Here is a 14,726-nt window from a genome sequence, read left to right as displayed (position 1 = left end):
CGATCGAGCGCGCAGCGCTCGTAATCCCAGGTTAATGCAGTATCTGCGCCAAAAAGCCCTTGGCCCGTGCACTCTGCGGGTTGTTGAAGAACGCCTCGGGGCTGGCGTCTTCAATGATCTGCCCGCCATCGAGAAACAACACCCGCTCGGCCACCTGACGGGCAAAGCCCATTTCATGGGTAACGCAGAGCATGGTCATGCCGGTATCGGCCAGTTTCACCAGTACATCCAGCACTTCAGCGACCATCTCCGGGTCCAGCGCCGAGGTCGGCTCGTCGAACAGCATGATCTTCGGCTTCATGCACAGCGCCCGGGCAATCGCCACCCGTTGCTGCTGGCCGCCGGACAGCTGGCTGGGGTATTTGCCGGCCTGGCTTTCGATGCCCACCTTGTTCAGGTAAAAACGCGCGCGCTCTTCGGCTTCCTTGCGCGACAGGCCGCGCACGCTCATCGGTGCCAGGGTGCAGTTGTCGAGCACGCTCATGTGCGGGAACAGGTTGAAATGCTGGAACACCATGCCGATTTCGCTGCGCACCTCGCCAGCCTGGCGGGTGCTCAGGGCGAGGTCGGTGTCGTTGACGCGGATGCTGCCCTGTTCGGCGATTTCCAGGCGGTTGATGCAGCGGATCAGCGTCGATTTACCGGAACCGGAAGGGCCGCACAAGACGATGCGCTCGCCCTCGCGCACGTTGAGGTTGATGTCGCGCAGCACGTGGAATGCACCGTAGTGCTTGTTCAGGCCTTCAATCTTTACCACGACTTTGCGCGGGTCGGCCTGGGGGGCAGGGGTTGGGGTCGCAAGGCTCAGTGAAGCGGTCATGTTGTTATTCTCCCGCGATCAGTTGAAGCGGTCCGCGCGGTAGGGCGCAGGATCGGTAAAAGGGGTTTGGCCGGTGATCATTTCCGCCAGCAGGCGGCCGGTCACCGGGCCCAGGGTCAGGCCGTGGTGGGCATGGCCGAAGTTGAACCACAGGCCCTTGTGGCGAGCTGCCGGGCCAATCACCGGGCGCATGTCCGGCAGGCATGGGCGGCGGCCCAGCCAGGGTTCGGCTTCGATCCGCTCGCCCAGCGGGAAGACCTTGCGCGCCAGGGCTTCGCAGCGTTGCAGCTGGATCTGGTTGGCGGCATCGCTGCTGGCGGCGAACTCGATGCCGGTGGTCAGGCGGATGCCCATGGCCATGGGCGCGAGCACGTAGCCGCCCTGGGCATCGCAGATCGGATGCTTGAGTTGGGCGCCGTCACGGGCGCGGTAGTGCATGTGATAGCCGCGCTTGATCTCCAGCGGAATGCGATAACCCAGCGGCTTGAACAGCTCGGCCGACTGCGGACCGAGGGCGATGACCACTTCCGGCGCGCTAATCGGCCCCTGGCGGCTGTCGACCTGCCAGTCGTTGCCGATCTGGCGCAAGGTGCGGGCGTCTCCCTGAATAAACTGGCCGCCACGCTGCACGAACAGCGCCGCATAGCCACGGGTCAGGCCGCCGGGGTTGCTGACGGTCTTGGGGTCGAGCCAGTGGATACCGCCAACCACGTTGTCACTCAGGTCCACTTCACGTGCGTGCAACTGCTGGCGGTCGAGGATTTCGTATTGCAAGCCATAGGCCTGCAGCGCGTGGGCATCGGCCACGGCTTTGCTGTAGGCGTCTTGATTGCGGTACACCTCGATCCAGCCGTTGGCCTTGACCAGCTCGCCAAGGCCCGCCGCGTCGATCAGTGCATCGTGTTCTTCAACGCAGCGCTGCACCAGCGGCAGCATGGCCTGGGTCGCTACGGCAAGGCCGGCGGGCGAGGAGTTCTGCCAGTACTTGAACAGCCACGGGCCGATCTTCGGCAGGTGGGTAAAGCTGTAGCGCACGTCCGGCTGGCGGTTCAGGCCATAGCGCAGCAGGCTCGACAGCTCATGGGGGAAGGCATAGGGGATGACGCTTGAGCGCTCGATCAGCCCGGCGTTGCCATGGCTGGTGCCGCTGCCCGGCTCTTCGCGGTCGATGAGGATCACCTTGCGCCCGCGTGCCTGCAGATGAAGGGCCGTGCAGACGCCGATGATGCCGGCGCCCAGAACGATGGTTTGACAATGCATTGGAACGCTCCTCACAAACAGGCGGTCAGCGCAGATGGCGGCCCAGGCGGGCTTCTATGTGTTTCAGGCTGCGGCGCACGATCTCGACGATCAGCAGGTAGAGCACGGCGGCCCACAGGTAGATCTGGAAGTCGAAGCTGCGCGAGAACGCAAGCTTGGTCACCCCCATCAGGTCGTAGATGGTCACCAGCGAGGCAATGGCGCTGGCCTTGATCATCAGGATCAACTCGTTGCCCAGCGGGCCGATGGCGACGATCAGCGACTGCGGCAGGATCACCTTGAAGAAGGTGGTCGAGCGCTTCAGGCTCAGGGCCTTGGCGGCCTCGTACTGGCCGGGCGCGACTGCCAGCAGGCTGCCACGGAAGATCTCCGCCTGGTAGGCGGCGGTGTTGAGGGTGAAGGCCAGTACCGTGCAGTACCAGGCATCGCGGAAGAACCACCAGAGGCCGACGTCCTGCCAGAAGCCCTTGAGTGAACCCAGGCCGTAGTACAGCAAGAACAACTGCGCCAGCAGCGGCGAGCCACGGAAGAAGTAGATGTAGCCGGCGCTCAGGCGTTGCAGCACCAGGTTGTTCGACAGCCTGGCCAGGGCCAGGAGCATGCCGAGCAGGGCGCCTAGGGTAAACGACAGTGCCACCAGCTTGCCGGTCACCAGCAGGCCGTCGATAAAGCGCGGGCCGTAGCGTTCCAGCAGATCGGGGTCGAGCACCAGCGCCAGCAGTTGATCGAAGCTCATGTCCGTGCCCCCCGCAGATGGCGGCTGAAGTACTGCTCGATAAAGTTGAACACCCGCCCCGACAACGCCGAGAACAACAGGTAGCCCAGGCACGCGACGCCGTAGAAGAACATCGGCTCCTTGGTCACGCTGACCGCGAGGTTGGTCTGGCGCATCAGGTCGACCAGGGAGATGGTCGAGACCAGCGAGGTGTCCTTGAGCAGCGACAGCCAGTTGTTCGAGAGGCCCGGCAGGGCGATGCGCACCAGTTGCGGGAAGACCACCTTGCGAAAGGTGGTGGCCTTGCTCAGGCCCAGCGCGGCCGACGCTTCGTACTGGCCCTTGGCGACGGTCTTGAACGCGGCCAGCCAGATTTCGCTGGAGAATGCGGCGAACACCAGGCTGAAGGCAATCATCGCCGCCAGGAAGGTGTTGATCAGCACTTCACCTTCATAGCCCATGGCCAGGAGGATTTTTTGCGCGGCGATCTGGCAGCCGTAGTAGATGATCAGCAGCGTGAGCAATTCCGGCAGGCCACGGAACACGGTGGAGAACACCGTCGCGGCGGCGCGCGGGAAGCGCTTGGAGGAGCGGGCGGCGAGGGCCACGCCCAGGCCCAGCGGAAGGCCGATCGGCAGGCAGGCCAGGGCCAGGGAAATGGTCACCAGGGCGCCGGCCAGCAGAGCCTGGCCCCAGCCGCCGCTGGCGAAGGATAACAGTGACAGTTGTTCGAGCATGGGCGAACCCTCTCGGTTCAAGAGTGATGGTGCTTTGGAGGGCCTCTTCGCGGGGCAAGTCGGGACGCCGCACCGCCGCTCCCACAGGGTATTTGTGGGAGCGGCGGTGCGACGCTTCGACTGGACCCGCGATCAGTCACTGATAGATATCGAAGTCGAAGTAACGACTGGCGATCTTCTGGTAGGTGCCGTTGGCGACGATTTCATCCAGGGCCTTGTTCAGGCGCTCGCGCAGGGCTTGGTTTTCCTTGCGCACGGCAATCGAGGCGTCGGCCTTGGTGCCGTTGACGTCGCCAAGGATCTTGCAGCAGTCCTTGCCGGCTTTGCCCAGCCATTCGGTCAGCGGGAATTTGTCGGCAATCACCCCGTCCAGGCGCCCCGCGGCGAGGTCGGCGTTGGCTTCATCGAGAGTGGGGTAGAGTTTGACGTCGGCACCGGCTTTGCCGTAGACGTCTTCGGCGTAGATGGCCTGGGTCGAGGAGGACTGCGCGCCGACCGTGTAGCCTTTGAAGTCGGTCTGCGCGTCGGTGATTTCGCTGTCCTTGGCCACTGCCACCGACAACGGGGTCTTGTAGTAGTGATTGGTAAAGGCGATCTTCTTGCGGCGCTCTTCGGTGTTGATCATCGAAGCGACCACCGCATCGTATTTCTTGGCCATCAGCGCCGGGATGATGCCTTCCCAGTCCTGGGCCACCAGGGTGCACTCGACCTTCATCTGCTCGCACAGGGCGTGAGTGATGTCGACGTCGAAGCCGTGCAGCTTGTTGTCGGAGTCAACGTAGTTGAACGGTGGGTAAGCGCCCTCGGTGGCGATCTTCAGAGTTTCGGCCTGGGCCATGGTCGAGCCGGCGAGCAGCAGGGCGCAAGCCCCTGCGAAGCGGATAACGGGTTTCATGACGCACCTCGATCTGTTGTTGATTGCACTCTTGCTATTGTTTGCTCGTTGACGTGTAGCCAACGAATTCGTTGTGTAGAGCTGCAGTTGCTTCCAAGCGTTTTTCAACATCCGGTCCTAGCTTCTTGCAGACCTCGTTGACCATCAGGTGTACCCACGACAGCATCGTCGCGGTGGACTCCCAGAACAGATTGAATTCGGTGGGGATGCGAAATACCTCACTGGCGTTGGCATCGGCCCAGTCACAAAAGGTGTCGGTCACCAGGGTGACCGGAATGCCCGCCGCATGCGCCTTGCGGCACAGGTTCAGGGCGTGGCGGGAATAGCGGCGGGCCTCGAACACCACCAGGGCGCAGTCGGCCGGATCACTGAGCAGCACCTCGCCAAAATGCCCGGCACTGCCATCGACCACCTGCACGCCGTCGCGCAGGTATTGCAGCAGGTGGGCCATGCACTGGGCGATGCCGCGTTCGGTCTGGAAGCCTGCGACGAACACCTTGCGTCGCTGCGCCAGGCGCTGGCTGACGGTGCTCCAGGCCGGGGTGCGGCTGTACTCGTAAACCCGCACCAGCGCGCCGACTTCCTGCTCAAGGCTGCGCGCCAGGCCTGCGGCGTCCTTGCCGTGCTGCTGGCGAAATTCTTGCAGACGATCACCGACCAGCCACGGGCCTTCGCCGAGGTCGTCTTTAAGGTCATGTTTGAGGGCCTTGAGGTGCTCGTAGCCCAACGAGCGGCAGAAGCGCCCGACACTCGACTCGCTGACGCCGATTTTCGCCGCAAGGCTGGCGGAGGTTTCGAAGGGCAGGTCGGTGAGGTGGGCGAGCATGTAGCTGGCGATCTTGCGCCCGGACGCCGATGCGTTGTGCAGGCTGTGTTCCAGGCGCTGTTTGATCGGTTGGCTCACGGGGCGATACTCGAAGGCGGTGGCACGTGGAAACAGAAAATGAATGTTTTCTGTCATCAAGTCAATATTTGACAGTTTGCTGTCACTGGAGGAAAGTCAGGCCATTGCCCATCGCTGTCGCCCATTCCAAATCCAATAAGGGAGCTTCAGATGTCCGCACGTCCCGACACTGCTGTCGCGCAGATCGCCTTTGCCGACTTGCAGGCCTTGCTGCAACGCATTTTCGTCTGTCACGGTTGCAGCGCAGCGGTGGCTCAGGCCTTGGCTTTCAACTGCGCCAGCGCCCAGCGCGACGGTGCCCACAGCCACGGTGTGTTCCGTATTCCCGGTTATGTCTCGACCCTGGCCAGTGGCTGGGTGAACGGCCAGGCGCTGCCTGAAGTCGAGGATGTGGCCAGCGGTTATGTGCGCGTCGATGCCCAGGGCGGTTTTGCCCAGCCTGCACTGGCTGCGGCCCGCGAGCTGTTGGTGGAAAAAGCCCGCAGCGCCGGGATTGCCGTGCTGGCGATCCACAACTCGCACCATTTCGCCGCCCTCTGGCCGGATGTCGAACCCTTTGCCGATGAAGGCCTGGTGGCCTTGAGCGTGGTCAACAGCATGACCTGCGTGGTGCCTCATGGCGCCCAGCAGCCATTGTTCGGCACCAACCCGATTGCTTTTGCCGCGCCGTGTGCCGGCAGCGATCCGATTGTCTTCGACATGGCCACCAGCGCCATGGCCCATGGCGATGTGCAGATCGCCGCGCGCAAGGGCGAGCTGCTGCCTGAAGGCATGGGCGTCGACAATAAAGGCGAGCCGACCCGCGACCCGCAGGCGATTCTCGACGGCGGCGCCTTGCTGCCATTTGGCGGGCACAAGGGTTCGGCGCTGTCGATGATGGTCGAGTTGCTGGCGGCGGCGCTGACCGGCGGTAATTTCTCGTTCGAGTTCGACTGGTCGCAACACCCGGGGGCAAAAACGCCCTGGACCGGGCAGTTGATCATCGTCATCGACCCGGCCAAGTCGGTGGGCAACCGCTTTGCCGAGCGCAGCCGCGACCTGGTGCGGCAGATGCAGGCGGTGGGCTTGCAGCGCATGCCGGGTGAGCGCCGCTTCCGTGAGCGTGAGCAGTCGGCGAAGGAGGGGGTGACCCTGACAGTAGCGGAGCTTGAGCAGTTGCAGGGGTTGGCGGGGTAGCGCTTAGCCGCCGATTACTGTGCACACATGCATTAATCAGTTGCACCGGGGGTAATGTTCCTCAGCCCGCAGTACAGGTATCCTCGGCATAGCTTTTAGTCCGAACTGTCCTGACCCAAGGAGCTGTGCGCTGTGTTCAAACATGTCGATGCCTATGCCGGCGATCCGATTCTCTCCCTGATGGAGACATTCAAGGCCGATCCGCGCGCCGCCAAGGTCAACCTGAGTATCGGCCTGTATTACGATGCCGCAGGCGTGGTGCCACAGCTGGCCGCGGTGCGCGAAGCCGAGCAGCGCTTTGCCGCCCAGCCTCACGAAGCCTCGATGTACCTGCCGATGGAAGGCTTGAACAGCTATCGCCAGGCGATCCAGGCGCTGTTGTTCGGCGCTGGCCATCCAGCCGTTGCAAGCGGCCGTGTCGCCACCGTGCAGACGGTCGGTGGTTCTGGTGCGCTGAAAGTCGGTGCCGACTTCCTCAAGCGCTACTTCCCCGACTCGCAGGTGTGGGTCAGTGATCCGACCTGGGACAACCACCGGGCGATCTTCGAAGGCGCGGGTTTCAAGGTCAACACCTACCCGTACTTCGACCAGGCCAGCCGCGGCGTCGACTTCGACGGCATGCTCAGCGCCCTCAACGGCCTCCCGGCCAACAGCATCGTGCTGTTGCACCCATGCTGCCACAACCCTACCGGGGTCGACCTGAGCCAGGCGCAGTGGCAGCAAGTGATCGAAGTGGTCAAGGCGCGCAACCTGATCCCGTTCCTCGACATCGCCTACCAGGGCTTTGGCGAAGGCCTGGCAGAAGACGCCTACGCCATTCGCGAAGCGGCCCGCGCCGGCGTGCCGTGCCTGGTGAGCAACTCGTTCTCGAAGATCTTCTCGTTGTATGGCGAGCGAGTCGGTGGCCTGTCGGTGGTCTGTGACGACGCCGATACCGCGCAAAGCGTGCTCGGCCAGCTCAAGGCCACCGTGCGCCGCAACTACTCCAGCCCGCCAAGCTTTGGTGCCCAGCTGGTCGCTGCGGTGCTCGGCGATGCCGAGCTCAACGCCCAGTGGGAGGCGGAAGTGGAGAAGATGCGCCTGCGTATCCTCGACATGCGCCAGGCCTTGGTCGATGCCCTGGGCGAACTGCTGCCGGGTCAGGACTTCCAGTTCTTCCTGCGCCAGCGTGGCATGTTCAGCTACACCGGCTTGAGCGTCGAGCAGGTCCGTCGCCTGCGTGACGAGTTCGGTGTGTACCTGATCGACAGCGGCCGGGTGTGCATGGCCGGCTTGCGTCCGGACAACCTGCAGCAAGTGGCCAAGGCGTTCGCTGCGGTTCAGTAAGTCACTTCAATCGCGGGGCAAGCCCGCTCCCACCGCTACTCACCTGATGTCAAGGATGGGGTGGTTCCGGTGGGAGCGGGCTTGCCCCGCGATGCTTTCAGCCCAAGGTGCAACCACTCCTCGGCCAGGGCTTTGCAAGTGCAACCAAACGGCGCACAATCGCGCCCCTCTTTGTATGGCTAAGAGGGGTGAAGCGTCTGTTTCGCCACTCTCAGCCCTGTTGCAGTCTTGCGAGTGGAGTTGCACCCGGATGAATGAGCAGGCCCCAAGCGTTGAACAACGCTTTGAATCGACCCCCGCCGCCCTCGGCAGCTGGGCCCGTCAGGACACAACCTGGATGCTGGGCCTGTTTGGCACGGCGATCGGCGCCGGGACCCTGTTCCTGCCGATCAACGCCGGCCTCGGCGGCTTCTGGCCGCTGCTGATCCTGGCGCTGCTGGCCTTCCCGATGACTTTCTACGCGCACCGTGGCCTGACCCGCTTCGTGCTCTCCGGGCGCGACGGCGCCGACATCACCGACGTGGTCGAAGAGCATTTCGGCCTCAGCGCCGGTGCCCTGATCACCCTGCTGTACTTCTGCGCCATCTTCCCGATCCTGCTGATCTACAGCGTGGCCCTGACCAACACCGTCGGCAGTTTCATGGAGCACCAGCTGCACATCGAGCCGCCACCGCGCGCGATATTGTCGTTCGTGCTGATCCTCGGCCTGTTGGCCATCGTGCGCTGCGGCGAGCAGGCCACGGTCAAGGTCATGAGCTGGCTGGTTTATCCGTTCATCGTTGCCCTGGCGTTCCTGGCGGTGTTCCTGATTCCGCACTGGAGCGGCGGCATCCTCACCACCGCAACCGAATTGCCTTCGGGCTCGGCGTTCCTGCACACCCTGTGGCTGGCGATCCCGGTGATGGTCTTCTCGTTCAACCATTCGCCGATCATCTCGGCCTTTGCCGTTGACCAGAAACGCCGCTATGGCGTGCACGCCGACGAGCGCAGCGGGCAGATCCTGTGCCGCGCCCACCTGTTGATGGTGGCCATGGTGATGTTCTTCGTGTTCAGCTGCGTACTGACCCTGACGCCTGCGCAACTGGCCGAAGCCAAGGCGCAGAACCTGTCGATCCTGTCGTACCTGGCCAACCACTTCAGCAACCCGACCATCGCCTTTGCCGCGCCGCTGATTGCCTTCATCGCCATCGCCAAGTCGTTCCTGGGCCACTACATCGGTGCCAGCGAAGGCCTCAAGGGCCTGGTGCTCAAGACGGGCAAACGCCCAGGTGCCAAGGCCCTGGACCGCATGACCGCAGCCTTCATGCTGATCATCTGCTGGATCGTCGCCACCCTCAACCCGAGCATCCTCGGCATGATCGAGACCCTCGGCGGCCCGGTGATCGCTGCGATCCTGTTCCTGATGCCGATGTACGCCATCCGCAAGGTCCCGGCCATGAGCAAGTACCGCGGGCAGATGTCCAACGTGTTCGTCGTCGCCGTCGGCCTGGTCGCCATCTCGGCGCTGGTTTACTCGCTGCTGAGCTGAACCGCTGGATTCGGGAGCCGGCAATCGGCTCCCGAACAACTAAAAATTGTCCACAAAAGTTGTCTGGCAATTCAACAATTTAACATTGGGCCATAGGTAGACGGGCACTTTCATGGTTAACTCTGGTCCTTTACTCACCCCCGCATAAGGACTTCGTTCATGGCTCAAGTGACTCTCAAAGGCAACCCGGTTCAGGTCAAAGGCGAGCTGCCGAAAGTCGGCGCCCAGGCACCTGCGTTTTCCCTGGTTGGTGCTGGCCTGGCTGACGTGACCCTGGCTTCCCTGGCCGGCAAGCGCAAAGTGCTGAACATCTTCCCAAGCGTCGATACGCCAACCTGCGCCACTTCGGTGCGCAAGTTCAATGCCCAGGCCAACGAGCTGAACAACACCGTCGTACTGTGCATCTCCGCAGACCTGCCGTTCGCTCAAGCGCGCTTCTGCGGTGCTGAAGGCCTGGAGAACGTGCAGAACCTGTCGCTGCTGCGCGGTCGTGAGTTCTTCGGCGACTACGGCGTTGAAATCGCCGACGGCCCGCTGGCCGGCCTGACTGCCCGTGCTGTGGTCGTGCTGGATGAGAACGACAAGGTGCTGCACAGCGAGTTGGTAGGCGAAATCGCTGAAGAGCCGAACTACGAGGCTGCTCTGGCTGTGCTGAAGTAACAGTGGCAGCCAGTCGCGGGGCAAGCCCGCTCCTACACCACCCCTGTAGGAGCGGGCTTGCCCCGCGAAGAATTGCGAAGAGATGTAACGGCCTGGCCCAAGTCCAGGCCGTTTTTATTTATAGTTCATTACTTTAGCAACGTAAGCTCAAGGTAAAGTGCCGGTAAAGGCGCTTTGCTTATCCGTCTGCAGTGCTTATCGTTCAGCCTCCTCAAAAATTTCTTTCCCGCACAATGGTCGATCAACCCATGCTTTCTCGTTCCCGTTCCCCTCGTCGCTGGCTTGTCGGCCTGCTGATCCTGTTGCTGGTCGCCGGCCTGTGCTGGTGGCTGTGGCCGTCACCGGCCGGGCAAAAGGCTGGTGCGGCGCCAGGCGGCAAGGGCGGGCGGCCGGGTTTTGGCGCGTTCGCAGGCCCCGTACCGGTGCGGGTCGAGCCAGCCACGGTGGGTGATTTCCCGGTGTACCTCAAGGCGCTGGGCACGGTGACCGCGACCAATACGGTCAACGTGCGCAGCCGGGTGGGCGGTGAGCTGGTCAAGGTCAACTTCCAGGAAGGGCAGAAGGTCAAGGCCGGCGACCTGCTGGCCGAGATCGACCCGCGCAGCTACCAGATCGCCCTGCAGCAGGCCGAAGGCACCCTGGCGCAAAACCAGGCGCAGCTGAAAAACGCCCAGATCGACCTGCAGCGTTATAAAGGCCTGTACGCCGAAGACAGCATCGCCAAGCAGACCCTCGACACCCAGCAGGCACTGGTCGGCCAGTACCAGGGCACGATCAAGACCAACCAGGCCGCGGTGGGCGACGCCAAGCTCAACCTCGACTTTACCCGCATTCGTGCACCGATCAACGGCCGTCTGGGCCTGCGCCAGCTGGACGTCGGCAACCTGGTGGCGGCCAACGACACCACTGCCTTGGTGGTCATCACCCAGACCCAGCCGATTACCGTGGCCTTCACCTTGCCCGAGTCGGAGCTCAATGCCGTGCTGGCCCGCTACCGTAGCGGCGCGCAATTGCCGGTCGAGGCCTGGGACCGCAGCGACGTCAAGCAACAGGCGGTCGGCGTATTGCGCAGCCTCGACAACCAGATCGACACCACCACCGGCACCCTGAAGTTCAAGGCCTTCTTCGAGAACCAGGACGAAGCGCTGTTCCCCAACCAGTTCGTCAACGTGCGCCTGCTCGCCGATACCCTCAAGGGCGTGGTGCTGGCGCCGTCGGCGGCCATTCAGTTCGGCACCGATGGCTCGTTCGTCTATGTCATGGAAGGCGACAACAAGGTGCGCATCCGCAAGCTCAAGCTGGGCGCCAGTGATGGCGACCATACCGTGGTCAGCGAAGGCCTGGCCAACGGCGAGCGGGTCGTGCTCGAAGGCACCGACCGCCTGCGTGACGGCAGTGACGTCGAAGTGGTCAACGACAGCGCCGAAGTACCCGTCACCCCCGGCCAGCACCTGCAGGGCCAGGACAAGAAAGAAGCCTCCGCCGTTAGCGGCGAACAGGGCAAGGCCGGCGCATGAACCTCTCGCGGCTGTTCATCCTGCGCCCGGTGGCGACCACCCTGAGCATGCTGGCCATCGTCCTGGCCGGTCTGATCGCCTACAAGATGCTGCCGGTGGCGGCGCTGCCCCAGGTCGATTACCCGACCATCCGGGTCATGACCCTGTACCCCGGCGCCAGCCCCCAGGTGATGACCAGCGCGGTTACCGCGCCGCTTGAGCGCCAGTTCGGGCAGATGCCCGGGCTGACCCAGATGGCCTCGACCAGCTCCGGCGGCGCCTCGGTACTGACCCTGCGCTTCAGCCTGGACATGAACATGGACGTTGCCGAGCAACAGGTGCAGGCGGCAATCAACGCCGCCAGCAACCTGCTGCCCAGCGACCTGCCGGCACCGCCGGTGTACAACAAGGTCAACCCGGCCGACACCCCGGTGCTGACCCTGGCGATTTCGTCGAAAACCATGCCGCTGCCCAAGCTCAACGACCTGGTCGACACCCGGGTCGCGCAGAAGATCGCCCAGATCGGCGGCGTCGGCATGGTCAGCATCGCCGGCGGCCAGCGCCAGGCGGTGCGGATCAAGGTCAACCCCGACGCCCTGGCCTCGGCCGGGCTGAACCTGGCCGATGTGCGCACGCTGATCGGTGCTTCCAACGTCAACCAGCCCAAAGGCAACTTCGATGGCCCGACCCGGGTATCGATGCTCGACGCCAACGACCAACTGCGTTCGCCCGAGGAATACGCCAACCTGATCCTCGCCTACAAGAACGGCGCGCCGCTGCGCCTCAAAGACGTCGCCGAAATCGTCGACGGCGCCGAGAACGAACGCCTGGCAGCCTGGGCCAACCAGAACCAGGCGGTGTTGCTGAACATCCAGCGCCAGCCCGGGGCCAACGTCATCGAGGTGGTCGACCGGATCAAGGCCATGCTGCCGTCGATCACCGACAACCTGCCGGCGGGCCTGGACGTCAGCGTTCTCACCGATCGCACCCAGACCATCCGCGCCTCGGTCAAGGACGTGCAGCACGAGTTGTTGATCGCCATTGTCCTGGTGGTCATGGTCACCTTCGTGTTCCTGCGCCGCTTCAGCGCTACCATCATTCCTTCGGTGGCCGTGCCGCTGTCGTTGATCGGCACCTTTGCGGTCATGCACCTGGCCGGGTTTTCGATCAACAACCTGACCCTGATGGCCCTGACCATCGCCACCGGCTTTGTGGTCGACGATGCCATCGTCATGCTGGAGAACATCTCCCGGCATATCGAAGAAGGCGAAACGCCGATGCAGGCCGCGCTCAAGGGCGCCCGGCAGATCGGCTTCACCCTGATTTCCCTGACCTTCTCGCTGATTGCGGTACTGATCCCGCTGCTGTTCATGGCCGATGTGGTCGGCCGGCTGTTCCGCGAGTTCGCCATCACCCTGGCGGTGGCCATCCTGATTTCCCTGGTGGTGTCGCTGACCCTGACGCCGATGATGTGCGCGCGCCTGCTCAAGCGTGAACCGAAAGAAGAAGAGCAGGGCCGTTTCTACCGCGCCAGCGGTGCCTGGATCGACTGGATGATCGACTACTATGGCCGTGGCCTGCAGTGGGTGCTCCGGCATCAGCCGCTGACCCTGCTGGTGGCCGTGGCGACCCTGGGCCTGACCGTATTGCTGTACCTGGTGGTGCCCAAGGGCTTCTTTCCGGTGCAGGACACCGGGGTGATCCAGGGTATTTCCGAGGCGCCGCAGTCGGTGTCGTTCACCGCCATGAGCCAGCGCCAGCAGGAACTCAGCGCGGTGATCCTCAAGGACCCGGCGGTGCAGAGCCTGTCGTCGTACATCGGCGTCGATGGCGACAACGCCACCCTCAACAGTGGCCGTCTGCTGATCAACCTCAAGCCCCACGGCGAGCGTGACCTGACCGCGGCCCAGGTGATTGCCCGGTTGCAACCGGAGGTCGACAAGCTGCTCGGTATTCGCCTGTTCATGCAGCCGGTGCAGGACTTGAGCATCGAAGACCGGGTCAGCCGCACCCAGTACCAGTTCAGCCTGTCATCGCCCGATGCCGAGCTGCTGGCGCAGTGGAGCGGCAAGCTGGTCGATGCCCTGCAGCAGCGCCCGGAACTGACCGATGTCGCCAGCGACCTGCAGGACAAAGGCCTGCAGGTATTCCTGGTGATCGACCGCGATGCCGCCAGCCGCCTGGGTATCAATGTCGCCGACATCACCAACGCCCTGTACGATGCCTTCGGCCAGCGGCAGATCTCGACCATCTACACCCAGGCCAGCCAGTACCGCGTGGTGCTGCAGGCCGAGGCGGCGTCGAGCATCGGTCCGCAGGTGCTTGAGCAGATTCACGTCAAGGCCAGCGACGGCGGCCAGGTGCGGCTGTCGAGCCTGGCGCGCATCGAGCAGCGCCAGGCGCAACTGGCGATTGCCCATATCGGCCAGTTCCCGGCGGTGATGATGTCGTTCAACCTGGGTGACGGCGTCGCCCTGGGTGAGGCGGTCAAGGTCATCGAGCAGGTGCAGCAGGAGATCGGCATGCCGGTTGGCGTGCAAACCCGCTTCCAGGGCGCGGCCGAGGCCTTCCAGGCATCGCTGTCGAGCACCTTGCTGCTGATCCTGGCGGCGGTGGTGACCATGTACATCGTGCTCGGTGTGCTCTACGAGAGCTACATCCACCCGGTGACCATCCTCTCGACCCTGCCGTCGGCAGCGGTGGGGGCCTTGCTGGCGCTGATCCTCTCCGGCAACGACCTGGGCATGATCGCCATCATCGGCATCATCCTGCTCATCGGTATCGTCAAAAAGAACGCGATCATGATGATCGACTTTGCCCTGGAGGCCGAGCGCAACCAGGGCATGGCCCCGGAGGCGGCGATCTACCAGGCGGCGCTGCTGCGTTTCAGGCCGATCCTGATGACCACCCTGGCAGCGCTGTTCGGCGCCATCCCGTTGATGCTCGCCACTGGCTCCGGCGCCGAGCTGCGCCAGCCGCTGGGCCTGGTGATGGTCGGTGGGCTGCTGCTCAGCCAGGTGCTGACGCTGTTCACTACGCCTGTCATCTACTTGTACTTCGATCGGCTGGCGCGGCGCTTTCGTCAGCGTGGGTTGACTGAGGACTTGGTATGATCGGCGCCAGCTGCAAGCTTCAAGCTTCAAGCTGCAAGCGGTCTGGTGTAGGACCACAGTTGCAGAGGTCACCTCAAACTGCTTGCAGCTTGAAGC

12 protein-coding genes are annotated in these 14,726 nt (G+C 63.5%); 6 read left to right on the top strand and 6 right to left on the bottom strand.

The window, feature by feature from the left end; all coding sequences use genetic code 11:
* Window positions 1-31: 31 nt before the first annotated feature.
* The 6 genes from F8N82_RS11900 to F8N82_RS11875 all read right to left on the bottom strand — a co-directional run bounded on the left by F8N82_RS11900 (window position 32) and on the right by F8N82_RS11875 (window position 5,331).
* On the bottom strand, window positions 32-820 hold the full coding sequence (locus F8N82_RS11900) for an amino acid ABC transporter ATP-binding protein (RefSeq protein ID WP_038995477.1): 789 nt from the start codon (window positions 818-820) through the stop codon (window positions 32-34).
* 18 nt (window positions 821-838) lie between these two features.
* A complete protein-coding gene (locus tag F8N82_RS11895; protein ID WP_038995476.1) occupies window positions 839-2,080 on the bottom strand; it encodes an NAD(P)/FAD-dependent oxidoreductase in 1,242 nt (413 codons plus the stop codon).
* A gap of 25 nt (window positions 2,081-2,105) precedes the next feature.
* A complete protein-coding gene (locus tag F8N82_RS11890; RefSeq protein ID WP_038995475.1) occupies window positions 2,106-2,816 on the bottom strand; it encodes an ABC transporter permease in 711 nt (236 codons plus the stop codon).
* A complete protein-coding gene (locus tag F8N82_RS11885) occupies window positions 2,813-3,532 on the bottom strand; it encodes an ABC transporter permease (protein ID WP_038995474.1) in 720 nt (239 codons plus the stop codon). Before F8N82_RS11885 ends, F8N82_RS11890 begins: the two co-directional genes overlap by 4 nt.
* A 136-nt stretch (window positions 3,533-3,668) precedes the next feature.
* Entirely contained in the window at window positions 3,669-4,427 is a 759-nt protein-coding gene (locus F8N82_RS11880) for a transporter substrate-binding domain-containing protein (protein ID WP_038995472.1), read from the bottom strand.
* Between the two features lie 34 nt (window positions 4,428-4,461).
* Window positions 4,462-5,331, bottom strand: coding sequence for a MurR/RpiR family transcriptional regulator (locus F8N82_RS11875; protein WP_038999396.1), 870 nt, complete (start codon window positions 5,329-5,331; stop codon window positions 4,462-4,464).
* A gap of 150 nt (window positions 5,332-5,481) precedes the next feature.
* Here F8N82_RS11875 and F8N82_RS11870 point away from each other — a divergent pair, with 150 nt between their 5' ends.
* The 6 genes from F8N82_RS11870 (at window position 5,482) to F8N82_RS11845 (ending at window position 14,630) form a co-directional block, all read left to right on the top strand.
* Window positions 5,482-6,507: an Ldh family oxidoreductase gene (locus F8N82_RS11870; RefSeq protein WP_038995470.1), complete on the top strand. Its 1,026-nt coding sequence runs from the start codon at window positions 5,482-5,484 to the stop codon at window positions 6,505-6,507.
* 132 nt (window positions 6,508-6,639) lie between these two features.
* On the top strand, window positions 6,640-7,833 hold the full coding sequence (locus tag F8N82_RS11865; RefSeq protein WP_038995469.1) for an aromatic amino acid transaminase: 1,194 nt from the start codon (window positions 6,640-6,642) through the stop codon (window positions 7,831-7,833).
* A 250-nt stretch (window positions 7,834-8,083) separates the two neighbouring features.
* A complete protein-coding gene (locus tag F8N82_RS11860) occupies window positions 8,084-9,361 on the top strand; it encodes a serine/threonine transporter (protein WP_038995468.1) in 1,278 nt (425 codons plus the stop codon).
* 159 nt (window positions 9,362-9,520) lie between these two features.
* Complete coding sequence (gene tpx / locus F8N82_RS11855) at window positions 9,521-10,021, top strand: thiol peroxidase (RefSeq protein ID WP_038995467.1); 501 nt, start codon at window positions 9,521-9,523, stop codon at window positions 10,019-10,021.
* A 233-nt stretch (window positions 10,022-10,254) separates the two neighbouring features.
* Window positions 10,255-11,538: an MdtA/MuxA family multidrug efflux RND transporter periplasmic adaptor subunit gene (locus F8N82_RS11850; RefSeq protein ID WP_038995466.1), complete on the top strand. Its 1,284-nt coding sequence runs from the start codon at window positions 10,255-10,257 to the stop codon at window positions 11,536-11,538.
* Complete coding sequence (locus tag F8N82_RS11845) at window positions 11,535-14,630, top strand: MdtB/MuxB family multidrug efflux RND transporter permease subunit (RefSeq protein ID WP_038995465.1); 3,096 nt, start codon at window positions 11,535-11,537, stop codon at window positions 14,628-14,630. Before F8N82_RS11850 ends, F8N82_RS11845 begins: the two co-directional genes overlap by 4 nt.
* The last annotated feature ends 96 nt before the right edge of the window (window positions 14,631-14,726 follow it).

Origin of the sequence: Pseudomonas fluorescens (assembly GCF_902497775.2) — a bacterium.
In the GTDB taxonomy this organism is placed as follows: Bacteria; Pseudomonadota; Gammaproteobacteria; order Pseudomonadales; family Pseudomonadaceae; genus Aquipseudomonas; species Aquipseudomonas putida_F.
This window is presented reverse-complemented; position numbering and strand designations above follow the sequence as displayed.

Bases quoted from the DNA above. Each gene is read 5' to 3' on its own strand.
- F8N82_RS11900 (WP_038995477.1), bottom strand. From the start codon at position 820: ATGACCGCTTCACTGAGCCTTGCGACCCCAACCCCTGCCCCCCAGGCC.
- F8N82_RS11895 (WP_038995476.1), bottom strand. From the start codon at position 2,080: ATGCATTGTCAAACCATCGTTCTGGGCGCCGGCATCATCGGCGTCTGC.
- F8N82_RS11890 (WP_038995475.1), bottom strand. From the start codon at position 2,816: ATGAGCTTCGATCAACTGCTGGCGCTGGTGCTCGACCCCGATCTGCTG.
- F8N82_RS11885 (WP_038995474.1), bottom strand. From the start codon at position 3,532: ATGCTCGAACAACTGTCACTGTTATCCTTCGCCAGCGGCGGCTGGGGC.
- F8N82_RS11880 (WP_038995472.1), bottom strand. From the start codon at position 4,427: ATGAAACCCGTTATCCGCTTCGCAGGGGCTTGCGCCCTGCTGCTCGCC.
- F8N82_RS11870 (WP_038995470.1), top strand. From the start codon at position 5,482: ATGTCCGCACGTCCCGACACTGCTGTCGCGCAGATCGCCTTTGCCGAC.
- F8N82_RS11860 (WP_038995468.1), top strand. From the start codon at position 8,084: ATGAATGAGCAGGCCCCAAGCGTTGAACAACGCTTTGAATCGACCCCC.
- tpx (WP_038995467.1), top strand. From the start codon at position 9,521: ATGGCTCAAGTGACTCTCAAAGGCAACCCGGTTCAGGTCAAAGGCGAG.
- F8N82_RS11850 (WP_038995466.1), top strand. From the start codon at position 10,255: ATGGTCGATCAACCCATGCTTTCTCGTTCCCGTTCCCCTCGTCGCTGG.
- F8N82_RS11845 (WP_038995465.1), top strand. From the start codon at position 11,535: ATGAACCTCTCGCGGCTGTTCATCCTGCGCCCGGTGGCGACCACCCTG.